General features: G+C 60.8%; 12 protein-coding genes. 5 read left to right on the forward strand and 7 right to left on the reverse strand.

What is annotated here, in order from left to right; translation table 11 throughout:
- Window positions 1-28: 28 nt before the first annotated feature.
- From PRZ01_RS00685 to argA, 7 genes are all read right to left on the reverse strand, one after another.
- Window positions 29-997 carry an adenylate/guanylate cyclase domain-containing protein gene (locus PRZ01_RS00685; RefSeq protein WP_273594824.1) on the reverse strand — a complete coding sequence of 323 codons (969 nt, stop codon included), beginning with the start codon at window positions 995-997 and terminating at the stop codon, window positions 29-31.
- A 144-nt stretch (window positions 998-1141) separates the two neighbouring features.
- Window positions 1142-3373 (reverse strand): RNA polymerase sigma factor RpoD, encoded by a 2232-nt coding sequence (gene rpoD / locus PRZ01_RS00690; RefSeq protein WP_273594825.1) that lies wholly within the window; start codon window positions 3371-3373, stop codon window positions 1142-1144.
- 406 nt (window positions 3374-3779) lie between these two features.
- A complete protein-coding gene (dnaG, locus tag PRZ01_RS00695) occupies window positions 3780-5807 on the reverse strand; it encodes a DNA primase (RefSeq protein ID WP_273594826.1) in 2028 nt (675 codons plus the stop codon).
- A gap of 9 nt (window positions 5808-5816) precedes the next feature.
- Window positions 5817-9056 (reverse strand): bifunctional diguanylate cyclase/phosphodiesterase, encoded by a 3240-nt coding sequence (locus PRZ01_RS00700; RefSeq protein WP_273594827.1) that lies wholly within the window; start codon window positions 9054-9056, stop codon window positions 5817-5819.
- Between the two features lie 495 nt (window positions 9057-9551).
- On the reverse strand, window positions 9552-9848 hold the full coding sequence (locus tag PRZ01_RS00705; protein ID WP_273594828.1) for an H-NS histone family protein: 297 nt from the start codon (window positions 9846-9848) through the stop codon (window positions 9552-9554).
- A gap of 565 nt (window positions 9849-10413) precedes the next feature.
- Complete coding sequence (locus PRZ01_RS00710; RefSeq protein ID WP_273594829.1) at window positions 10414-10686, reverse strand: oxidative damage protection protein; 273 nt, start codon at window positions 10684-10686, stop codon at window positions 10414-10416.
- A 102-nt stretch (window positions 10687-10788) separates the two neighbouring features.
- The gene (gene argA / locus PRZ01_RS00715) at window positions 10789-12129 is read right to left on the reverse strand and encodes an amino-acid N-acetyltransferase (RefSeq protein ID WP_273594830.1); all 1341 of its coding nucleotides are present in this window, start codon (window positions 12127-12129) and stop codon (window positions 10789-10791) included.
- 141 nt (window positions 12130-12270) lie between these two features.
- Between argA and hrpA the strand changes: the two genes are divergently transcribed.
- The 5 genes from hrpA (at window position 12271) to apbC (ending at window position 23949) form a co-directional block, all read left to right on the forward strand.
- Entirely contained in the window at window positions 12271-16107 is a 3837-nt protein-coding gene (gene hrpA / locus PRZ01_RS00720) for an ATP-dependent RNA helicase HrpA (RefSeq protein ID WP_273595041.1), read from the forward strand.
- 159 nt (window positions 16108-16266) lie between these two features.
- Window positions 16267-18216, forward strand: a complete 1950-nt coding sequence (locus PRZ01_RS00725; protein ID WP_273594831.1) for an HDOD domain-containing protein — start codon at window positions 16267-16269, stop codon at window positions 18214-18216.
- 38 nt (window positions 18217-18254) lie between these two features.
- On the forward strand, window positions 18255-20690 hold the full coding sequence (locus PRZ01_RS00730) for a serine/threonine protein kinase (RefSeq protein WP_273594832.1): 2436 nt from the start codon (window positions 18255-18257) through the stop codon (window positions 20688-20690).
- 284 nt (window positions 20691-20974) lie between these two features.
- Window positions 20975-22651 carry a glycosyltransferase family 39 protein gene (locus tag PRZ01_RS00735; protein WP_273594833.1) on the forward strand — a complete coding sequence of 559 codons (1677 nt, stop codon included), beginning with the start codon at window positions 20975-20977 and terminating at the stop codon, window positions 22649-22651.
- A gap of 203 nt (window positions 22652-22854) precedes the next feature.
- Window positions 22855-23949, forward strand: a complete 1095-nt coding sequence (apbC, locus tag PRZ01_RS00740; RefSeq protein WP_273594834.1) for an iron-sulfur cluster carrier protein ApbC — start codon at window positions 22855-22857, stop codon at window positions 23947-23949.
- Window positions 23950-24189 lie beyond the last annotated feature (240 nt).

Consider the following 24189-nt stretch of genomic DNA (forward strand, 5'->3'; position numbering starts at 1 on the left):
GCATTGTCGCCAAATTGACGGCACTTGCTTAAATTCTGGGGTGATGCAGGCCCAATCCCTGGGGTTCGGTGTCGGCGAAATGCAGCACTTCGAAGCGCACGGTCGGTGAGGTGGCATCAATCGGTGGGCTGCCCAGGCCGATCACGCCGCTGCCATGCAAGGTGCAACTGCCGCGCTTCAAACTGACAATTTCGGCGTCATCGCTGAAGCGAACAAAGGTGCCGTTGTAGCTGAGGTCGGTGACTGAGAAGCTGCCGCCATGCCAGTCAATGCGCGCATGCGAGCGCGATACGCGACCATCGGTGATGCAGTAGGTGGCTTGCACGCTGCGGCCCAGCACAATGGGCATGCTTTCGATGTCAAACACCCGGTCGAGGTCCATCCATTGCAGGCGGATGCCGTCGGGTTCAATGGCCTGCACCACCTCGCCGAATTGCGTTGCTGCGGCGATATCGCCATGATGGGCTTGATTCAACACGTGCACATGAACCGGTTCGGCGCGTCCGCGCACGGCGATCAGGTCTAGGCTTCGAAACCGCGAGGTTTGCGCGCTGGGCAATCCGAGCAGAACTTCCTCGGTGATCAAGGTTTCGTTGTCGCCGGCATGGTCCAACAGCCGGGCCGCGACATTGACGGCATCGCCGAAACAGTCGCCATTCATCTCCACCACTTCCCCCCGCGCCAGTGCCACTTGCATGCGCAAGGCCCGTAAGCCTGACGACGCACCGTGTTGCCGGCCCATGGCGGCCACACGCTCAAGCAACTCATGCATGCGGATGGCTGCGTGAACGCCATCGCGTGGCGCATCGAAAACGGCCATCAGGCCATCCCCCAAGGTCTTGATCAGGCGGCCATGGCACTCGCTGACGGCCTGCGCCACCCGATTGACGGTGTGGGTCACGACTGAAGTGGCTTCGGCATTGCCCAGGGTTTCGAAAAGCGCCGTGCTGCCGCGTAAATCGGCAAACAAGACGGTGCGCTCCCGAATTTGGGTCATGGTGAGTTGAAAAAGCCTGGCTGGGTGGATAAATTTTTCCGCAGTTTAGTCGTTGAATCAGGCCTCCATTGCTTGAAAAGCCCATGAAAAAGGGCTGGATTGCTCCAGCCCTTTTGACTACGGCAAGGTATCAGACCAACCCGATTACAGGTTGTCCAAATAGGTCCGCAACTTGTCACTCCGGCTTGGGTGCTTGAGCTTGCGGATGGCCTTGGCTTCGATCTGGCGGATGCGCTCGCGGGTGACGTCGAATTGCTTGCCGACTTCTTCCAGCGTGTGGTCCGTGCTCATCTCGATGCCGAAGCGCATGCGCAGCACCTTGGCTTCGCGCGGGGTCAGGCTGTCGAGGATGTCCTTCACCACATCGCGCAGGCCGGCTTGCATGGCGGCCTCGATAGGTGCGGTGTTGTTGGTGTCCTCGATGAAATCGCCCAGATGGCTGTCGTCGTCGTCACCGATGGGGGTTTCCATCGAGATCGGCTCCTTGGCGATCTTCATGATCTTGCGGATCTTGTCTTCCGGGATCTCCATCTTCTCGGCCAGGGTCGGCGCATCCGGCTCGAAGCCGAACTCTTGCAGATGCTGGCGCGAAATGCGGTTCATCTTGTTGATCGTCTCGATCATGTGCACCGGGATGCGGATGGTGCGGGCCTGATCGGCGATGGAGCGCGTGATGGCCTGGCGAATCCACCAAGTGGCATAGGTCGAGAACTTGTAGCCGCGCCGGTATTCAAACTTGTCCACCGCCTTCATCAGGCCGATATTGCCCTCCTGGATCAGGTCCAGGAACTGCAGGCCGCGGTTGGTGTACTTCTTGGCGATGGAGATCACCAGGCGCAAATTGGCCTCGATCATTTCCTTCTTGGCATCGCGCGAGGCCTTTTCGCCCTCGTTCATCTTTTTATTGATGTCCTTGAGGTCATCAATCGGCACGACGGCCTTGCTCTGGATGTCGATCAGCTTTTGTTGCAGTTCCTGCACAGGTGGCAGGTTACGTGCCAGCACATTGGCGTAGGGCTTGCCGGAGGCGATTTCCTTCTCGGCCCATTCGCGGTTCAGCGCATTGGGCGGGAAGCTCTTGATGAAATATTCCTGCGGCATGCCGCATTTGTCCACCACGATCTTGCGCAACTCGCGCTCGTAGCGGCGCACATCGTCCACTTGCGAGCGCAGCAAATCGCAGAGCTTCTCGATGGTCTTGACGGTGAAGCGGATGGTCATCAGCTCGGCGCTGATGGCGTGCTGGGCCTTGTTATAGGTGGAGGACTTGTAGCCGTCCTTCTCAAAGGCCTTGCGCATCTTGTCAAAGTTGATGGCCAGGGAATCCAGCTTGACCAGTGCGGCGTTCTTCAGCTCTTCCAGCTTCTTGGTCAGGGCCTTGGAGCCGCCATTGCCGTCGTCGTCGTCTTCTTCATCGAATTCGTCGAAGTCTTCTTCGGCCACGTAATCGTCCGCCTCATCGGCAGCGACGAAGCCGTCCACCACTTCGGAAATGGTCTTTTCACCGGCGCGAATTTTCTCGGCCAGATCCAAAATGTGGGCGATGGTGGTGGGCGAGGCTGAGATGGCCAGCATCATGGCTTGCAAGCCACCTTCGATGCGCTTGGCAATCTCGATTTCGCCTTCACGGGTCAGCAACTCCACCGTACCCATTTCGCGCATATACATGCGCACCGGGTCGGTCGTGCGGCCGAATTCAGAGTCCACCGTGGACAGCGCGGCTTCTGCGGCTTCTTCGGCTTCTTCTTCGGTCGAGGTGGTGGTGGCGTTGCCCTGGATCAGCAGCGTGGCAGCATCAGGCGCTTGCTCGTAGACCGCAATGCCCATGTCATTCAACATGGAAATGATGGCCTCGAGGATTTCCTCGTTGACCAGCTTTTCGGGCAAGTGGTCGTTGATTTCCTGGTGAGTCAGGAAACCCCGCGTCTTGCCCATCTTGATCAGGGTCTTGAGCTCGTGGCGGCGCTTGGCGGCTTCTTCTTCGGTCAGCGCCGTTTCTTCCAGGCCGAACTCGCGCATCAGCGCGCGCTCTTTAGCGCGGCTGACCTTCATGCGCAGAGGCTTGGCCTTGGGCTTGTCTTCGGCGGCGTCGGCCACTTCGACTTCAGCTTCCGCCTCGGGTTCGCCTTCCAGGTCGGCCTCCAGATCGGAGAAGTCTTCTTCTTCCACCTCGGCCTTGGCTTTGCCAGCGGGCTTCTTGGTCTCGGTGGCTGCCTTGGGCTTGCGGCCGCGCTTGGGCTTGTCGTCGGTCGCACCTGCGCCTTCAGCCGAAGGCGCAGGGCTTGCCTTGGCTGCTTTCACGGCCTTTACCACCTTGGCGGCAGGTTTTTTGATCTCGTCAACTTCAGCCGTGGGCGTGGTCTTCTTGGCAGTCATGCAAATCCTCGAGTGGATGGGGGCGGGCGGGCCAGAAACGGTTTCTTTGCAAAATCGGCAAAAAACTTCGCAAAAACTTCGAAAAAAACCGTTCGAACAATGCAGTAGCCACCTGGGGGCGTTTACTACGCTTTTCAAGGCGGAGCTCGTCCCAGGTGGCTTTCGGACAGTTTGGGTCTTTCCTGTAGAAACAAGAAAAGCCCGAACCGTGGCGCATACAAGTTAGCGTGAGCCTTTGTCAATGCAGCGCTTGGCGGATAAGGTGGCCTTGATGCCTCAAGGGGCGCCCAGTGTCGCTGGGTGGCCGGGTCCGGCAAATCGCTGCGGCCACTCTTGGCTGCGCGCGAAAACCCTTAATTATCGGTCAATTGCAGGCCAAGGTCAAAAAGAGCGTTGTTTGAAGGTGTCATGGCGCGGGCGGAGTCGACGCTTCCAGGGCCCGGATTTGCTCCAGCACCTGTTTGAAGCGCTCAAAGTCCGCCCCTTGCGGGTTCGACGCAGCCAGGCGTCCTGATTCCGCTTTCAGGCGCACCAGCCAGAGGCCTTTGATCAGGGACTGGAAGTCTTCGAAGGCCATCTCGTCTTCGCTGTACAACTCGCCCGTCAGCGCACGCGCTTGCGTTAGCAGATCGTCTTCGGCCAAAGCGGCCTCAAGCACCGACCAGGGGCAGGCGCCATGGTTGACCATATAGCGTTCCAGCCAAGCCACCAACTCGCCATGGACGCCGGGCAATTCATGCAGCAATTGATGGTCGTCCGGGCTCAGCCGTGCCCACCAATCACTGTTGAGTAGCAGCATGCGCACGGCATGGTCGGCTTTGGCGGCAGGTTGGCGGCGCGGGGTGCCAATGGTTTCATCCTCGGGCTCGCCGCGGCGCTTCCAATTGCCGCTGGGCTTCCAGTCCTTTTTCCATTCCTTCTTTTTCCAGGATTTGGCTTGGCCGCCGGAGTCGCTGCTGCTGCCGCTGCCGCTATTGGCATCGTGGTGATGCGGTGGCGGTTCGGGGCTTTCATCCCCGCGCTGGGCGTCCCGTTCATCGGCGCGGCGCGTGTGGCTGGCTGGACTGGGGTTGACTTGCCAAAGCGCCAGCAATTCCTGGTCGGGCAATTGGGAGCGGCGCGCCAGATCGCCCAGCAATTGGCGTTTGAGCAGGCCAGCGGGCAGGGCGTTCCACAAAGGCTTGGCGTTGGCGAGCAGGCGGGCGCGGCCCTCCGCCACGGCCAAGTCGCAGCCTTCGGCGGCGGACTCAATCACCTGGCGGGACAGTGGTATCGCATCGGTCACGCACCGCTCAAAAGCCTCTGGTCCGAATTCACGCACATAGCTGTCGGGATCATGCTCGGCCGGCAGAAACAAGAATTTGACCGACCTCACATCCGTGGCGTAGGGCAAGGCGGCCTCCAGCGCGCGTCCTGCGGCACGCCGTCCTGCGGCGTCACCGTCAAAGCTGAACACCACGGTCTCGGTGAAGCGAAACAGCTTTTGCACGTGCTCAGCGGTACAGGCCGTGCCCAGCGTCGCCACGGCGTTGTTGAAGCCGCTTTGCGCCAGCGCCACCACGTCCATATAGCCCTCAACCACCAAGGCGTAGCCGCGTTGGCGCAGTCCGGCCCGGGCTTCGAACAGGCCATAGAGCTCGCGGCCTTTGCTGAACACCGGCGTTTCGGGCGAGTTGAGATATTTGGGCTCGCCCTTGTCGAGCACGCGCCCGCCGAAGCCGATGGTTTCACCCTGCACATTGCGGATCGGGAACATGATGCGGTCGCGGAAGCGGTCGTAGCGTTTGGCTTCTCTTGTGCCGCTGTTGCTCGCGGTGTTATCCGTGCTGGTACCTACCGCCGCGTCACCCGCTTCTTTTTCATCAGCAGGGTGACTGATCACCATGCCGCACTCGGTCAGCAGCGGATCGTCGTAGGAGGGGAATGCACTAGCTAGGCTGCGCCAACCTTCGGGGGCGAAGCCCAGGCCGAAATGGGCGGCGATTTGTCCGGTGAGCCCGCGCTTTTTGAGATAGTCGATGGCCCGGGGGGACTTTTTCAGCTGCACGCGGTAGTGCTTGGCCGCGCGTTCAAGCACTTCGGTCAAGGTCGCTTGGCGTTGCTTTTGCTGGGCGGCACGTTCACGCTCTTCGGCGGAGCGCTCGTCCTCGGGCACCACCATGCCGACTTGCTGCGCCAGGTCTTGTACGGCCTCGACAAAGCCCAGGCCGCTGTACTCCATCAAAAAACCCACCGCGTTGCCGTGCACACCGCAGCCAAAGCAGTGGTAGGTTTGCCGTGTAGGGCTGACGATAAAGCTGGGTGACTTTTCGCCGTGGAAGGGGCACAGGCCCTTGTGGTTGATGCCCGCCTTTTTGAGCTCGACATGGCGGCCCACCACCTCGACGATGTCGGTGCGGGCGAGTAGGTCTTGGATAAAGCCAGGAGGAATCACCGCGGGAGTCTAAGCCAAGCCTTGTTCCCGGCTGAACATCTTGCCCGTCCAGGCTGATTGCGCAAAGCTTTCCACCCAGCCGCGCACTTCATGGGCCGGCATGGCGGCGGCGATGCCATTGCCCTGGCCCAGTTGGCATCCCATGCGCAGCAAGGCTCGGGCGTGGGCTGTGGACTCCACCCCCTCAGCCACCACCTTGCAGCCAAAAGTGTTGGCCAGCCCGATGACGCCGTCCACCAGGGCGCGGTCCTGGGCGTCAACCAGCAGGTTGCGTACAAACGAACGGTCGATCTTCAATTCATCCACCGGGAGGCGCTTGAGGTAGGTGAGCGTCGAGTAGCCTGTGCCGAAGTCGTCCAGCGCGAAGCGCAGGCCGAACGCACGGCAGCGTTGGATCAGGACATGAGTGGCGTCCACGTCCGCCAGCGCGGCGGACTCCAGCACTTCGAGGCACAGATGTTGGGCCACCGGCTCGGGGTGCCGGTGAATCAACTCCAGCAGCCGCAGTGAAAAGTCGGGCAATTGAAGCTGGCGGGGTGTGACGTTGACGCTGACGTTCAGGGTTAGCCCCTCAGCCAGCCACTGCGCACTTTGTTTGAGCGCTTGCTCGATGACCCAGTCACCAATTTGCAAGACCAGTCCGGTCGATTCGATCAGGGGCAAGAAATGCAAAGGCGGCAGCAGCCCGCGATCCGGGTGCTGCCAGCGAAGCAAGGCTTCTACGCCCTGAACCGCCCCGGTTTGCATATTGATCTTGGGTTGGTAGTAGAGGCGCAATTCATTGGCGTCGAGCGCTTGTTGAACCCGCGCCAAGGCGATCAAACTGGCTTCGTCCCGCAGGCGTTTGGCGGTGTCGAACAATTGGTGGGCATTGCGGCCGCTGTGTTTCACACGGTAGAGCGCGTGGCCAGCGTGGCGCAGCAGGGTTTCGGGGTCCGAGGCGTCTTGGGGGAACACCGTGGCGCCGATGCTAGCAGTCAGCATCAGCGGTATTTTGCCCTGTGTATCTGGCTCGCCGCCCAAGGCTGTCAGTCCATCGAAATCATTGAGTGGGGCACCTTGCGCCGGGTCTTGCGAGCCACCAGCAGGCTGCAGCCAATACGGCGCGGACAAGACCTTGAGCAGGCGCTCCAGCGCCAACTGTGTTTCTTCGGGGCCGCTGGTGCGGATCAGTAGTGCGAACTCATCGCCACTGAGCCGAGCAACGGTGTCTGACCACTGCGGCGCACTGCGCAGGGACGCACGCAGGCGATGCGCCACGTCTTGCAGCACGGCATCGGCCTGGGCGTGCCCATAGCGTTCGTTGATCTGCTTGAAATGGTCCAAATCCACGCGGCACACACTCAGGCGAAAGCCTTCTTTGTCGGCCTGTGTGACACCCTCATGCAGACGTCGCATGAATTCGTGTTGATTGGGTAGCTGCGTCAGGGCATCAAATCGCGTCTGCCGATCAAGCAGCAACTGCTGCTGCCAAACCGTTGTGACATCAGTCACCGTGATAACGCGGTAACGCGCAGGCCCAGCGGGTTCTGGGAGGGCCGATACCGTCAGTTGCAACTGGCAGGACACCCCATCGGCGCGGTTGAGCTGAACCCGGGCGTGGACATAACCCTGGGCCTGCAGGTCTTGGTCCAACCGCACGGGGTCGTAGCCGGCCTGGCGCAAGGTCTGCTCGGCCAAGGGCTGGGCACTGTGCCCGATCAAGGCGTCGCGAGGGGCGGCCATCATTTGGCAGTACGCCGGGTTGACGTCCAGAACGCGGTGCTCCAGATCGGTCACGATCAACCCTTCTTGCAAATGCGCATACAGCGCAATGCTCAGGCGTTGACGCTCTTCCGCCGTGTGCCGCCAATCGGCATCAGCCAGCGTGCAATGTATGCGACGAACCTTGCCGCGGCGCAACCCTTGGCGCTGGCGGTCAAGCACCAGGACGCGTAGCTCAAACCAGCGCCATCCTTTGCCTGGAACGAGCAGCCGCAGGTTTTCCTCGCAATGCCCCGGGCCATGCGCGTCGAGCAAGGCGGCCATGGACCGGCGCACCTGGTCCTTGTCGAGCGGGTGCATGGCCTCCTGCCATTCGGAATAGGCGTAGCCGCGGCCTTCGTCCAAGCCCAGATAGGCCTTCCACATGGGGCTGGCGTAGATCAAATGCGCACCGCGGGCGTTGAATTGCCAGACGGCTTGTGCGAGTTCAGCGTGTTGGAGGATTTGGGCTGTCTCTTTATTGTGTCGGCGCAGCGAGGACTGCACCACACTGCTGAAACCGGCGATGGCGCTCAAACTGGTGATGAAGCCCCACAGCGGCAATATCTCCGTCCAATCCTGCAGCGGCGCAGCCTGAACCGTCGCGAAGGGCCCCAACCCGAGTTGACTGCCCCACAAAGCCAAGCCCTGGATCAGCACAATGGCAGCAAGCAGCAACCGACGGGGCGCCCCCAGCGCGGCGCATCCCAACAGCAGTTGCAGGGCAAACAAGCTGGTAATTGCGCTCAAACCTGAGCTTGCCATGGCGATGGCAGCGTCGGTCGGGGTGAAAAACAAGGCGCCGGCGCCGGCCATCGCCACAAGGAGGGTGCTGCCAGCCACCCATTGCTGCCGCAGCACGCGTTGCCAGCCCTCGTTGGACCGCGGGGTACGGCGCTCACGGGGGGATGCGGCATGGGCGATCAGGAGCAGTCCAGGGCTGAACATCAACACCGCCATCGATTGTTGACCCCAGTGCAGCGCAAAAGCTTGCCAACTGAATGCCTGCCGCGCAGCGTGTAACAGAGGCCAGAGGCTTGCCGTCACAGTGCTCAGCAGTGGCCCGAGCAGCACGCCCAGTGCCAACAACAGCATCAGGTCGCGGCGTCGATCAAGTGCCGGGGAAAAATCGCACCGTAGCAACAAAAATGCAGCCAAGGCTGGGCCGACCAACTCGCTCGCGCTTTGGCCCATTGTCCAAAGCTCAGCGTTCCAGCGCGTCATGCCCTCGGCGTTCATTGACAGCCATTGAAAGACCGCGACCCCCAACAAAAGCCCCGGCCAAGCACGGGTACGCCCCACAAAGAAGCCGAGCAACGCGATCGCGGCCGGCGGCCAAATCAGGGGCGTCAGGGGACTGACGTGCGCCGCAGCTTGCAGGCCGAGCCCGGCGGCCAGAACGTAGGCGCCCACCCATTGCAAATCACGCAGTAAGTCGCTCCATTGGAATTCGACCGCCCGAGAAGTTGTGGGGGCCGGGTTGGTTCGACTGTTTGAGACGTTCACAAAGGTGCTTTGTAGTGGTCTTGCTGCGCAGGCAGCGGGTGGTGGATGACAGCGGGGTCGGGCCGATGGTCAAAGAATGTCAAAAGCAATGGAAAAACAAGATTGAAAGTATTTGTTTATGCAAACCGGTTTGCCCACAGCGGCGTCCTGATGCCCTACAACTGATTCATCGGAGCATCGGTTTTGATTCATTTGCCGCCCGTGCGGTTCGAAGAAACCGCGTGCCATCAACTTGAAATCAATCCCGGTTGCTGCGCATAACGTTTGGCCTACGGGAATGCCGTGGGCTGGAACAAGCCCGGCGGAATCCTAGCAGTTGTGCACGGAGGGCCCATGGCAACGGCCCCTCTATTCGAGTGGGTGGGAAAACCTTGTAAATCCCGGCGGGTAGAAGGGAAAGAAAAAGGCAACAAGCACGAAGAGAACGAAAAAAAACCACCGTCGAAGGTGGCTTTTTGTTGGGGCATTTTTACGTTGCCCTGGGCCTGCACGCTATTAAACGTGGAAATCAGCCAAGTTTGCGCCAGCCAAAATGGCTGCTTTCAGCCACTTGGGTTGCAAGCCACGGCCACTCCAAGTTTCACCCGTTGCTTGGTTGCGATACTTGACCGCAACTTTGGAGACTTTGGCTTGTTTGGGCGCACGTGCACTCAGGTCAGCAGCGGTCAAACCGTAATCGGCCATCAGCGACTTGACCTTTGCAATCGCGTCAGCCCGTTCGCGATCTTTGGTTTGGGAGATTTGCTCGTCCAGTGCCGCACGTTGGGCCAGGAGATCTTTAAGTGTTGACATTTTGAAACCTCGCGAGATATGGGGAAGTCGAAGCTGGTGCGGGCCATTATAGACACGATCTAAAAAAAATATCCACCCCCTATATTTGGCCCATGTAATACCCGAGTGAGCTTGGTGCCCACAAGAACTTAGGGGCTAGTGTGGGTATCAGCGCAGGTCTTTATAAGTTCAAGGTGCCTGCACAGCAGGCTTCTTGATTCTGTGCACTTGCGTGAAGATTTGTAGCAAAAAATATGCAGTAGAAAGCTGCACTTGAACACGAGGGAATGTTGTGGGGCGAATCTCTCCGAAATTCAACCGGGGCGCGCTGTGTTTGGCTCGCCTGGGGTCGAGGGCGGTGCCTTGTGCGGCCGAACAGGGCCTCATCTGGTACCCATGAGTCAGAGCACGGTGTAGCGCAGGCGGCAACGTGCATTGGCTGGCTGAATATCACCTGGCAATCGCCTCGTGTGGTTGAGTTATTTGCAAGAATAAAAAAAGCGGCCCCAAAGTGGCTGGGGCCGCCGATTCAGTGCATCTAGCTTCTATCTAGACATCATGGTCAGCCGGTCATGCCGGCGTCTGCTCATGGTGATGGTGGAACATACCCGGCAACGGCTTCGGCGCCGGAGCCAAAAAAGAATTGCTCCATTTGGCGGGCCAGATATTGGCGCGCCCGCTGATCGGCCAGATTCAGGCGGTTTTCGTTCACCAGCATGGTTTGGTGCTTCATCCAGAGCGCCCAGGCTTCTTTGCTGACCTCTTGATAGATGCGCTTGCCCAAATCGCCCGGATAGGGGGCGAAGTCCATGCCTTCACCTTCTTTTTTCAAATAAACACATTGCACGGTGCGAGCCATGGAAAACCTCTTGAATTTCAAATTGACGGTGACCACACTTTAGCGTGGCATGAATAACCAGGGGGCCTACAAGCACTTCGGCGCGCTTGAATGGACATCCGGTCAGCTCAACTTTTTGACCAGCACCTGAGAGCGGCGGTCCCAGTTGTATTTGCGTTTTCGTTCTTCGGGCAACCACTCGGGGTCGACCTGGGCAAAACCCCGTTTGATGAACCAATGCATAGTGCGGGTGGTCAGCACAAAAATACTCGACAGGCCCATGGCCTTGGCGCGTTGTTCCACGCGTTTGAGGATACGGTCGCCATCACCCTGGCCTTGCACATTGGGGGAAACGGTGAGCGCGGCCATTTCAGCCGTCTTGGCCTCGACATACGGATACAGCGCCGCGCAACCGAATATGACGCCGTCGTGTTCGATGACGGTATATACCTCGATGTCGCGCTCAATTTCAGTGCGATCGCGCTTGATCAAGGTGCCATCGCGCTCAAAGGGTTCAATCAGGGCAATGATGCCGGCAACGTCGTCCGAGCTGGCCTCGCGCAGGCTTTCGAGTTTTTCGTCGACCACCATGGTGCCAATGCCATCGTGGGTATAAACCTCTTGCAGCAAGGCGCCGTCAACCGCCAACGGCAGGATATGTGAGCGCTCAACGCCGCCCAGGCAGGCGCGCACGCAGTGCTGCAGGTAAAAGCCTACGTCTAGAGGTGAGGTTGGTTTGGGTTGGGCGGCCAGCATGCGCTGCGCGTCAATAACGGCCAACTCGGTGTCGATGGGGCTGTCCGGGTCGCTCGGGTTTTCCGGCACGCCGGACACTTCGCAGACAAACAGCAGCTTGTCGGCCTGCAGGGCAATGGCGGTGCTCGTGGCCACGTCTTCCATGCTCAGATTGAAGGCCTCGCCGGTGGGCGAGAAACCAAAAGGCGAGAGCAGCACGATGGCGCCGATGTCGATGGCCTTCTGGATGGCGGTGGCGTCGACTTTTCGGACCACGCCGCTGTGCACGAAGTCCACGCCATCGACGATGCCGACAGGGCGCGCCGTTAGGAAGTTGCCCGAAACCACCCGTACCGCAGCGTTTGCCATGGGCGTGTTGGGTAAACCTTGCGAGAAGGCGGCTTCGATTTCGAAACGCAGTTGGCCGGCGGCCTCTTGGGCGCAATCCAGGGTCACGGCGTCCGTGATGCGCATGCCTTGGGCATAGCGCTCGGGGTGGCCTTTGGCTGCTAACTGTTCATTCACCTGAGGCCTAAAGCCATGTACCAGCACGATCTTGATGCCCATGGCGTGCAAGATGGCGAGGTCTTGCACAAAGGCATTGAGCTTGCCGGCAGCAACCAACTCCCCGGTCATGCCGACCACGAAGGTTTCACCCCGGTAGGCGTGAATATAGGGCGCAACGGCGCGAAACCAGGGGACGAAGGTGTGGGGGAAAACCAGGCTCATGCCAGGATTGTGCCGCAGTGATTCGGTCTCTTGTGCAGACTGTGTCGCTGGAGCACGGATAATCCGCGCCTCGTGAACGATCAGACCCCCACACCCAAACCGCCCGCAGCGCGCCGCCCCAGGCCCCAACAAGAGGCCCGAATCCAGTCGGCCAATCCGCTGCCGCCCATCACCTTCCCCGAGTCGCTGCCCGTCTCCAGTCGGCGCGAGGACATCGCCCGGGCGCTCGCTGAGCATCAGGTCATCATCGTCTGTGGTGAAACCGGCTCGGGCAAGACCACGCAGTTGCCCAAGATCGCCTTGGCCCTCGGGCGGGGGCGCGCCAATACGGGCAAGTTGATTGGCCACACTCAGCCGCGGCGCATTGCCGCCAGCAGCGTGGCCAAGCGCATTGCCGAGGAGCTGAAGACGCCACTGGGCGAGATCGTGGGCTACAAGGTGCGATTCCAGGACCGATTGCAGCCCGGTGCCAGCGTCAAGCTGATGACGGACGGCATTTTGTTGGCCGAGACGCAGACTGACCCGCTGCTCAAGGCCTACGACACCCTCATCATCGACGAGGCCCATGAGCGTTCGCTGAACATCGATTTTCTGCTCGGTTATTTGCGCGAGGTGTTGCCGCGCCGGCCTGACCTGAAGCTAATTGTCACCTCGGCCACCATCGATGCCGATCGATTCGCCAAGCATTTCGAATCAGCCAAGGGGCCGGCGCCGGTGCTGATGGTTTCCGGTCGTACCTTTCCGGTCGAGCAGCGTTACCGTCCTTTTGAGGAGTCACGCGAGTACGACCTGAACAACGCCATCTGCGACGCGGTGGACGAACTTTGGCGCGAGGGTGGTGGCGACGTGCTGGTGTTCTTGCCTGGCGAGCGTGAAATCCGCGAGGCGGCGGAGGCCTTGCGCAAACACCACCCGCCGGGTGTGGAGGTGCTGCCCTTGTTTGCGCGCTTGTCGCAGCAGGAGCAGGACAAGGTGTTCGAGCCGCATGGCCAGCGCCGCATCGTGCTGGCGACCAACGTCGCTGAAACCTCTCTGACCGTACCCGGCATCCGTTATGTGATCGATCCCGGCACCGCTCGGGTCAAGCGTTACAGCTATCGCAACAAGGTTGAGCAGTTGCAGATCGAGGCGGTCAGCCAGAGCTCGGCCAACCAGCGTGCGGGCCGCTGTGGCCGGGTGGCTAACGGCATTTGCATACGGCTTTACGACGAGAAGGACTTTCTCGCGCGCCCGCGCTTCACCGACCCTGAAATTTTGCGCAGCTCGCTCGCCGGCGTGATCTTGCGCATGAAGTCGCTGGGCCTGGGGCAGGTGGATGAGTTTCCCTTCATTGAGCCGCCGCCGCGCAAGGCTGTGGCTGACGGCTACCAACTGTTGCAAGAGTTGGGCGCAACGGACGAGCTCAACGACTTGACGGCCTTGGGCAAAGAGCTCTCGCGCCTGCCCCTGGACCCGCGCGTGGGCCGCATGATTTTGGAGGCGCGCAATCGCGAGGCGCTGAACGAGGTGCTGATCATCGCCAGCGCGCTCTCGGGGCAGGACGTGCGCGACCGCCCCATGGAGCAGCAACAAGCGGCCGACGAAAAGCACAAGAAATTCGACGACGATAAGAGCGAGTTCCTGGGTTACTTGAAGATCTGGAAATGGATCGAAGAAGCCAAGGGCGGGCACGGCGAACATAAACTTTCAAACCGGCGGTACGAGGCCCTGCTGCGTGAAAATTTTGTCAGCCCGCGCCGTGTGCGCGAGTGGAAAGATATCTACTCCCAACTGCACACCGTGGTGGCTGAACAGGGCTGGCGCCTGAATGGCAGCCCGGCCACCTACGAGCAGCTTCACCTCAGCATGCTGGCCGGCCTGCTGGGCAATCTGGGCTGTAAAAGCGATGAAGACGAGTGGTACCTCGGCGCGCGCGGCATCAAGTTCTGGCGTCATCCTGGCGCCCACCTGAGCAAAAAGCCGGGGCGCTGGATTGTGGCTGCCGAGTTGGTGGACACCACGCGCTTGTTCGGCCGTGGCATCGCTAACATCGAACCTCAGTGGCTGCCCGGCATCGCCGGCCATTTGATCAAGACCCAGTTGCTGGAGCCGCACTGGGAGAAAAAGGCGGCTGAGGTGATTGCGCTGGAGCGGGCCACGCTCTACGGCATCGTCATCTACAGCAACCGCCGCGTCAACTTTGGCAATGTGGATGCCAAGGCCGCCCGTGAAATTTTTATCCGCGAGGCCCTGGTGAATGGCGAATGGGAAAGCCGTTTGCCCTTCATCGCTCACAACCAGAAGCAGATCGCCAAGGTTGAAGAGCTGGAGCACAAATCGCGCCGCCAGGACGTGCTGGTGGATGATGAGTTGATCTTTGCCTACTACGACAGCCAGTTGCCGCCCGAGGTGTGCTCGGGGGCGACGCTGGAGCGTTGGTACCGCCACGCCTCAAGAGCTGAGCCCAAGTTGCTGCATCTGAGCCGCGAAGAGCTGATGCGACATGAGGCGGCTGGAGTCACCAGCAACGCCTTCCCCAAGATGGTTCGGCTGGGCGGCGTGGACTGCGCGGCGGAGTATTTGCACGCACCTGGCGATGCCCGTGATGGCGTGACGGTGACGGTGCCCATCTACGCCTTGAACCAGGTCAGCGAAGAACGTGCCGAGTGGCTGGTGCCCGGCATGCTGGATGCCAAGGTCCTGGCCTTGCTGAAGAGCCTGCATCAACGCCCGCGTTCGCGCCTGGTGCCGCTGCCGGACTTCGTCAAAGAGTTCGCCGCGACTCAAGGTTTTGCGCAGGGAGCATTGATTGAGGTCTTGCTCAAGGCCGTGAAGGAGCGCACTCAGCTGGCCGTGCAGCGCAATGATTTCAAGCTGGAGCAGTTGCAGCCTCATCTGTTCATGAACTTCCGCATCGTGGATGAGCATGGGCGGCAATTGGGGCAGGGCAGAAATCTGGCAGCGCTGAAGTCTGAGTTGGGCGGGCAAGCGCGCTCGGCCTTTCAGGCGTTGGCGGCGTTGAAGATGCCGGCTGTGTCTGAGGGGGCAAAGCCAGCCGCGCTGCCGCCGGTTGCTGCGGGCGGCATTCGTGCTGAAGTGCGTGCGCCCGCCGGGGCGCTAAAGCAGGGGGCATCCATCCCGCCCAAGGCAGCGTCGAGCTACACGGCTTGGACCTTCGGCGAGTTGCCCGAGTTGATGGAAGTGAGCCGTGGGGCGCAAAGTCTGATCGGCTTCCCGGCCCTGCTGGACCGTGGCACGCATGTGGAAATCGAGGTGTTTGACGAGCCCGAGGTGGCCGCCGCCAAGCACCGCCTGGGCCTGCGCCGGTTGTTGGCCTTGCAGCTCAAGGAACCGCTCAAGTTTCTGGAAAAAAACATTCCCGATCTGCAAAAAATGTCGGTGCTGTTCATGGGGCTGGGCACTGCGGAGGAGTTGCGCGACCAGGTCATCGGCGTGGCCCTGGACCGTGCCTTCCTGGTTGAGCCCTTGCCCAAAGATGAGTTTCAGTTCAAAGCAAGGCTGGAAGAAGGGCGCTCGCGCCTGAATCTGATTGCCCAGGAAGTGGCGCGTCAGACCGGCGTGGTGCTGCAGGAGTACACCGCTGCTTCTCGCAAGCTCAAGGACGCGCGCGCGGCCAAGGAGGTGGCGGAGGACGTCACTGCTCAGTTGCAACGTCTGGTGCCCAAGAACTTCGTCACCGGCACACCCTGGGCACAGCTCCAGCATTTACCGCGTTACCTGAAGGCCATCACCGCCCGCCTGGACAAACTGCGGGCCGATGCGGCGCGTGATGCCAAGCTCTTGGCTGAGTTGCGCCCCCTGGAGCAGCGATACCTGCGCCGCGTGATTGAGCTGAAAGGGCAGGCGGATGCCCGATTGACTGATTTTCGGTGGCAGTTGGAGGAGTTGCGGGTCAGCCTGTTCGCCCAGGAGTTGCGGACGCCGCAGCCCGTCAGCGTCAAACGTTTGGAGAAGGTTTGGGCGCAAATTTCGGCCTGATGGTTGGGCGGCCATTCAAATCACGGGGCCAAAGCCCACTTGTTTTCGATTTGGCCCCGGAATGGCAGGCAGCTTGGCCTTTTGGCAAGGACCGCTTTGTGTCCAATAGAGTGGTCAACAACAAGACGTCAAATGCCGTCTGGCTGAGCCATTAGTTCCATGTCAGCATCTGAGAATCCGCAGTCCCCCACTGGTGCAGCGTCCAAGCCTGCGCCCATGCGGCGCTTTGGGCGTTTTGAGTTGCGTGCCTTGCTCAGCAAGAGCGCGCGCAGCATGCTGTGGCTGGTGTTTGACCCGCGACTGGGTCAGGAGCTGATTCTGTGCTTGCCGCGTACAGCGCCCAACAGCCCAGGGGCACTGGCGCACTGGTTGAAGATGGCCAATGGTGTGGCGCGCATCCAGCATCCCAATATTGCCCATGTGATTGAAGTCGGGCAGGTTGAACAATGGCCCTTTATCGCCTACGACCGCGCGTTGGGCGAAACCTTGGATGAGCGTCTGGCCCGCCAAACCGCTCCCTTGCCTGTGGAGGCCGCCGACTGGGTGTGCCAATTCCTGGAGGGGCTGGCCTTCGCGCATGAGGCCGCACACGCGCATCGCGACATCCAATGCGCCAGCTTGGTGATCAGTTCCACCAACCAGGTCCGGGTGCTCGGCCTGGAGGTGGCGCAAGAGGTGTTCCCGGCCACGCTTGATTTCAATGCTGTGACTCGTCGTGCGGTGCGGGAGTCGGCTGAAGAGGACGTGTTGTGTGTGGGCTTGTTGCTGCACCGCATCCTGAGTGGGCGGCAAGTGCTGGAGCAGGCCGACCTGCAAGCCGTGGTTCAGCAGATGCAGCCCCTGGGCCGTGAGTTGGTTCGTATGGGGTGGGAAACGCCGCACCCCATCCCCGAGCCCTTGCGTGCCATTTGCAATCGTGCGACCGATCGGCAGACGCGCCAGCGCTATCACATGGCCCGCAGCTTCTTACGGGCGCTGGACGGCTGGCGCACCGCTGTGGCGCAGGACCAAGGCGGGCCGATCGCTTTGTTGATGGATAAGTTGCAGCGCATTGGCCATTTACCCAGTACCAGCACGGCCTTGCTGCGCGTGGGGCAGTCTTCGGCGATGGAGCGGCAGCACACCAGTGCCTTGTCGGGTCTGGTGTTGCAAGACATGGCGCTGAGCCTGGAGTTGCTGCGGCGCGTGAACAACTCGCTCCAGCAGCAGGGATCGGCGCGTGATGGCACGGTGCTGAACATGCAGCGGGCCATCGCCATGCTGGGTTTGGAGGGGGTGCAGCAGGCAGCCCGGGCGCTCAAGCCCTGGCCCGGTCCGCTGAGCCCGGTGCAGGCGGAGTTGCTCAAAAGCTTGATGAAGCGTGTTCAACATGCCGGGCAGATCGCGCAGGGCCTGCGTCCCGCAGGCTATGACGCGGAGGTGGTCTACCTGATCACCGTGATGCAAAACCTGGGCCGATTGCTGTTGCAATACCACTTTCCGGATGACGCACAGCAAATCCGTCAACTGATGCTTCCGCCGGAGCCCACCGCTGACAACCCGCACCCAGCGTGCATGAGCGAGCAGGCGGCAGCCTTCGCAGTTCTGGGTTGCGATCTTGACAGCCTGGGCGCGGCGGTGGCGCGGCATTGGAGCTTGGGTGATGAGTTGCTCCACATGATCCGCCGCCAGTCGCCGGAGGCCCCCGTTCGCAGCACCGATAGCGATGCTGACCTGCTGCGGCTCACCTGCAGCCTGGCCAATGAGTTGGTTGATGCCTTGCAATACCCTGAACCGCGCCGTCAGGCCAGCATTGAAGCTGCGACCCGGCGGTACGCGCGCCCCTTGGGTGTGGGTTTGCGTGAAATCTACAACGCTGTGCATCCCGCCGCCCCTCAAGCGGAGGACGAGGTAAGCGCCCCCCCCGATCATTTGACTGGCCGCGAAGGTGGCGATGACGCCATGCCTGTCGGCCCAATGGCGGCAGCTCAAAAAGACGCTCAAAAAGCTGAAGCAGATGTGTCACATACAGCGCCTGCGGTTGCAGGTAGCGTTCCCGCGCCCAAGGCGTCTGCATTGCGCGGGCGGCTGGCGTCTCTTCCATCCTCGGGCCGCAGTGGCGGTCAATAAGGGCCTCTTTGACTCACGTGCCACCTCGTCCCCCATCGATGTCCGTTGCCGGAGGCATTGATGTTTTGCCTCAATTGGGGCGCTTTCGCCTGTTGCGACGATTGGGCGAAGGCGCGCAGGCCACCGTTTGGCTGGCACACGACTCCCGTTTGGACCGCGAAGTTGCGCTGAAGGTACTTCGCCCCGGCACCGACCCGGGCAGTGTGGGTGAATGGTTGCACGAGGCGCGTGCCGTGAGCCGCTTGACACACCCCTTCATCGTGCCGATTTTTGAAGCCGACACCCAGGGCGGCCAGTCCTATATGGTGTTTGAGTATGTGCCGGGGGGCACCTTGACCGATCACCTGCGTGCGCACAAAAATTTGCCTGCCCGCTCAGTTGTGGAGTTATGTATGGATGTCCTGGATGGACTTCACGCGGCACACCAGGCCGGCGTTGTCCATCGGGACTTGAAACCCAGCAATATCCTCATCGATGCCAAGGGCCGCGCCCGGGTCATGGACTTTGGCATTGCGGGTCGTGTGGTCAGCGATGCGAGCCCCGCAGCGCAGGCGCATCGCAGCGAGCGCATCGTGGGCACGCCGGGCTACCTCTCGCCGGAAGCGGCGCGTGGCGCAGCACCCAGTCCGCAGATGGACGTGTTTGCGGTCGCCATCATGATGGTCGAAATGCTCAGTGGCAAGCGCCTCAACTACGACCCTGACCCCTGGCGGGCGGTGCAGCGCGTGATTGATGAAGATTTGCAAATTCCGACCCACCTTGGCCCTGATGTGGATGACGCCTTGCGTGCCATTTTGCAGCGCGGCCTGGCACGTGACCCCATGCAGCGCTGGCCGGACGCACGCGCCATGCATGACGCTTTGGCAGTGTGGTTGAACCCCAGCCAGGCTGAAGACGCGGGCGGCGCGGCTGAAGGCGCGGCCTTGGAGTTCTTGCTTCGGCGGATGCAGCATCAAGGCGACTTCCCGGCGATGTCCGACGCGGTCGGGCGAATTCAGCGCCTGACGATGTCGGAGAGCGAGAGCCTCAGCAGCCTGTCCAATGAGATATTAAAGGACGTGGCCCTGACGCAAAAGCTGCTGCGCTTGGTCAATACTGTTCGGTTCAGCCATGCAGGGGCGGGCGGCATCACGACGATTTCACGGGCCGTGGCTTTGGTGGGGTTTGGTGGCATCCGCAATCTGGCTTTGTCTCTGATCTTGCTGGAACGCATGGAGAACAAGACCCATGCCCAGCAATTGCGGGAGGAATTTCTTCGTTCTTTGATGGCTGCATCGCTCGCACGCGAGCTGTGTCTCGATGCACAGGGGGGTGAGGAGGCATTTCTTTGTGCCATGTTCCATAACCTCGGGCGTGCACTGACCGAGTTCTATTTTCCGGATGAAGCTCGGCAAATTCGTCGCATCACCCGCCCCGAGCGAGACATACTCATGGGCAAGGACGCGCCAGCGCCGGTGTCTGAATCGGTGGCCTCCACGCGGGTACTGGGGATGAGCTATGAGCGGCTGGGCATTGGGGTTGCGCGCAAATGGGGGTTGCCTGAGAGCTTGCAGCTCAGCATGCGGCGCCCAGAGGGCGAGCCGCCGGTGCGTCAGCTTGCCAATACGGATGAACGCCAACGTTGGTTGGCGCATGCCGCCAACGATGTGGCCGACGTGATTTTGCGAACGGAGCCTGCCCAGGCGCATGCGCGAGTGCACGCTATGGCGCAGCGTTATGCCCGGTGCCTTGGCGTCAGTGCTGAGGTGTTTGACCATGCGGCGGATCAAGCACGCCAACGCCTGGCTCAAATGACGGCGGCAATGGATTTGTCATTGCCCAAAAATTCACCGGCCCTGCGCTTGTTGGCCCCGCTTACACCTTCGGCTGACGATTCTTTGTCAGCCCTCCAGTTGCAGGCCACTCAGGTGATTGAGCCGCCTTCCGGCCAGAGCCAGCAGCAGCAAAGTCGGGAGCATGCGGTCGAGATTTTGGCTGCCGGCATTCAAGACGTGAGCAACGCCATGGTGGAGAACTTCAAGCTCAATGAAGTGCTGCGCATGATTCTGGAGTCCATCTTTCGGGCCTTGGGTTTTCGGCGCGTGGTGTTTTGCCTGCGTGATCCCAAGCAAGACTGCCTGACGGGGCGCTTCGGATTGGGGCAAGACGTCGAAACCGTGGTGCCTTTCTTCAAGATTGCCCTGGCGCCTTCCACGCGCGCCAATTTGTTTGAGGCGGTCTGCCAGCGTGCGGCCGACACCTTGATTGCCGACGCCTCGGCTGAGAAAATCGCCCAGCGACTGCCCGCTTGGTACAGCGGCGCGGTCAGTGCTCGCAGCTTCTTGTTATTACCCCTGGCCCTGAAAGGCAAGACCTTTGCCTTGATTTATGCCGACAGAGATCATGCCGGTGAACTGGATTTGGGTGAGAAAGAACTCTCGCTGCTGCGCACCTTACGCAATCAGGCCGTGATGGCCTTCCGGCAGCCTCAGTAGTCCATTGAGATCGTCAACGCTTTCTTAAGCGCCCCCAACGGGTGTTGGGGGAGTTGCGGGTGTGTTGCGCCGGTCATTTGTCGTGTGACAGCGCTGCCAGCCCTCATTCACGGGTGACATGTAAGCACTTGTGAATTTATGATTGCTGGTTTGTAAAGCCGTTTCGCGTCGCTCTTTTGGGGGGCGTCTGCGACAATTGTGGGAGCCGGTAGACGCTCTGCAGGTGTTTGCAATGCGGGTTTGGTGCAGTTTGCTGGCGAGAGTTCGCCTGCTAAGGGGTTTCAATGGACAGGACAGAAGGGCTCACCGTGGCCGAGCCCGGTGCGGCTTCGTACGCGCTGGGCGCTCAAAATTTGCTGCCATCGACGCCCAAGTTGTGGCGTATCGATTGCTCCGACGCCAAGCATATGGCGTGGCTGACCTATGCGTATCTGGGGTTTCACCTGTTCTTGTGGACCCTGCTCGCCACATTGAGTCACCGCGCACCGCCCTGGGACAATATTGAACAATTGGTGTGGATGCAGTCTCTGGAGTGGGGCTACTACAAACACCCGCCATTCCCGACTTGGTGGGTGCATGGCTGGACCGAGTTGCTCGGTCGTTCGATGTGGGTGACCTTCTTCTCCGCACAAATGAGTGTGGTGTTGATGCAACTATTTGTCTGGCGAATTGCGTTGCTGGTCACTTCGCCAGCGCGTGCGTTTGCCTCGGTGGTATTGAGCAGCTTGCTCATCTATCACGGTGTCCACGGCATCATGGCCAATCACAACACCTTGCAATTGATGCCGGTGGGTTTGCTGCTCTGGCTGTCTTTGCTGGCGGTGCGTGAAGGGCAGATGTGGCGGTGGGCCTTGGTGGGCTGCGCGGCGGCGCTTTGCTTGTTGTCAAAATACAGTGCCTTGATTTGGCTGGCCATTCTGGGCGTGTGGATGCTGCAGGACAAGCGCATGCGTTCCTGGCGCGCCTGGGGCGGGGTGACGCTGGCGGTGGCAATCTGCGCCATTTTGGTGTCGCCCCATATCAGCTGGCTGTTGCATGACGGCTCACCCGGTTTGAACTACGCCAGCAAGGCCATTCAAGGGCAGAACGACCCGGACTCGATTGGCCACTGGGGGCGCTTGGGGAAATTTTGGCTGATTCAGTTCGCCCGGGTGCTGCCCATGCTGCTGGGCCTGGGTCTGGTCAACTGGCTCTTGCTCCGGGCGAACAAGCGCGATTTGCTGGCGCAGGGCGGTGCCGGGGTATCTGGCGCCCTACAGGCTGACGGACGGGATCAGTTGTCGGCCAGCCCTGAATGGCGGTTCGTTTTGTTCATGGGCCTCGGTCCCATGCTGCTCACGACTGTGCTGGGTGTTGTGGGCGTTCGACTCGGCGCAGCCTGGGCCGCCACCTATTTTGTGATGGGCGGTATCTTGGCTCTGGTGAGCTTGCCGATGAAGCCGCCGGCCGCGACGCCGCAGTTTGTACGCAGCGTGTTGTGGGCGGGCATTGCCATGGAGTTGTTGCTGGCCATCGGCATGGCCTTGGGCAGTGGCTGGTTGGCTGATGTGGCGGGGCGGGCCGCGCGGTCGAATTTTCCGGCCGCGAAATTGGCCCATCAATTGGACGAGGTCTGGGACGCGCATGGCGCGACGCCCATGCGTGTTGTGGTGGGTGAAACCTGGCTGGCCGGCAATGTTTCAGTGCGTTCCAAATACCAGCCTTTGGTGTACATCGACGCCGACGCGCAGAAGTCACCGTGGATCAAGCCCCATATGCTGGAAGACTGTGGCGCCCTGATCGTGGTTGACCGGCGTGACATGAATGTGCCCCTGTCGCCGTCCTTGCAGCAGTTGGTGGCGCAGGCGCAATTCACGGGTGATGTGAAGATGCATTGGACCCGGTTTGCCAACAGCGGCCCAGAGTTGGATGTGATGTGGGCGATCTTGCCGGCACACAACCCGGCGGCTTGCCCGCGTTGAAGTCCGGCGGGTTGTTCTTCGGCCAAACTAGACACGACGACGACAGCGACAGCGAAGGCGAAGGGCGCAAAGCTACAACGCCTTCTTGGCCCTCCATCGGGCAGGGCTTCCAGGGCGTGGGCTAGACTTTGCATCCGTGCTGCAAAGTCCTCCCACGCTGTTCGGGCCGCTTGGCCTGAATTGGCTCACTATCGTTTTCGCTCATGTCCATTCTTGAAGAAACCGTCCTCCTGCAGGCCTTGCAGACAGTTGTCGACCCCCAGACCGCCCAAGACTTTGTCAGCACCCGGCAATTGAAACAGTTGCGCATCGACGGCGCCGATGTGTCCTTTGAGGTCGAATTGGGCTATCCCGCGCTGAGCCAAATGCCTGAGCTGCGGCGCCAGTTGGTGGCTGCAGCGCGCACGGTGCCGGGTGTGGGCAATGTCAGCGTGCATCTGCAAAGCAAGATCACGGCGCATGCCGTGCAGCGCGGCGTGCAACTGCTGCCCGGGGTGAAGAACATCATCGCCGTGGCGTCCGGCAAGGGTGGGGTAGGCAAAAGCACGACCGCCGCCAATCTGGCGCTGGCGTTGGCGGCTGAAGGCGCCCGGGTGGGTATTTTGGATGCTGACATCTACGGCCCCAGCCTGCCGCTGATGTTGGGTGTTAGCGGTAAACCGGAGAGCCAGGATGGGCAGACCATGGAGCCGCTGCAAGCGCATGGCCTGCAGGTGATGTCCATCGGCTTTCTCGTTGAACAAGATCAGGCCATGATCTGGCGCGGCCCGATGGCCACGCAGGCGCTGGAGCAGTTGTTGCGGCAGACGCGCTGGCATGACCTCGACTACCTGGTGGTCGACATGCCGCCGGGTACGGGGGACATTCAGCTGACCCTGTCACAGCGTGTGCCGGTCACTGGCGCGGTGATCGTGACGACCCCGCAAGACATTGCGCTGATTGATGCGAAGAAGGGCTTGAAAATGTTCGAGAAGGTCGGCGTGCCCATTCTCGGCATCGTGGAAAACATGGCTGTACATGTCTGTGCGAACTGCGGCCATGCCGAACACATCTTCGGCGCGGATGGCGGCCGCAAGATGGCGGCGCAATATCAGCTCGACTATCTCGCCGGCCTGCCTTTGGCCATGTCCATCCGTGCGCAGGCCGACGCTGGCCAACCCACTGTGGCGGCGGAGCCCGAGGGTGACATCGCGGCCCTCTACAAGGCCCTGGCCCGCAAGGTGGCCGTCAAGATCGCATCGCAGGCCAAGGACTATTCCGCCAAGTTTCCGACCATTTCGATTTCAAAGAACAGCTGAAATCGGTGGGCGGCTCCTTGGCGCCTTGACGCCGTGCCTCCTTGCATCCTTTGCAATCTCCATGTAAGTTTCAGATTCGAAGATTAAAAGTTAACCCGCCGGAGCGATGATGCGCTGGTGCGGTATTGCATACTCAGGACAGCAGGGGGGGCCTTTTGTGCCAGGGCCCATAGTTGCCTGATATGAGTGGCAATACTGATGACGTTGGTCGGTGGAATATGTCCCACTGCCAAGATCGCG

This window comes from Roseateles koreensis (assembly GCF_028595305.1).
Lineage (GTDB): Bacteria > Pseudomonadota > Gammaproteobacteria > Burkholderiales > Burkholderiaceae_C > Paucibacter_A > Paucibacter_A koreensis.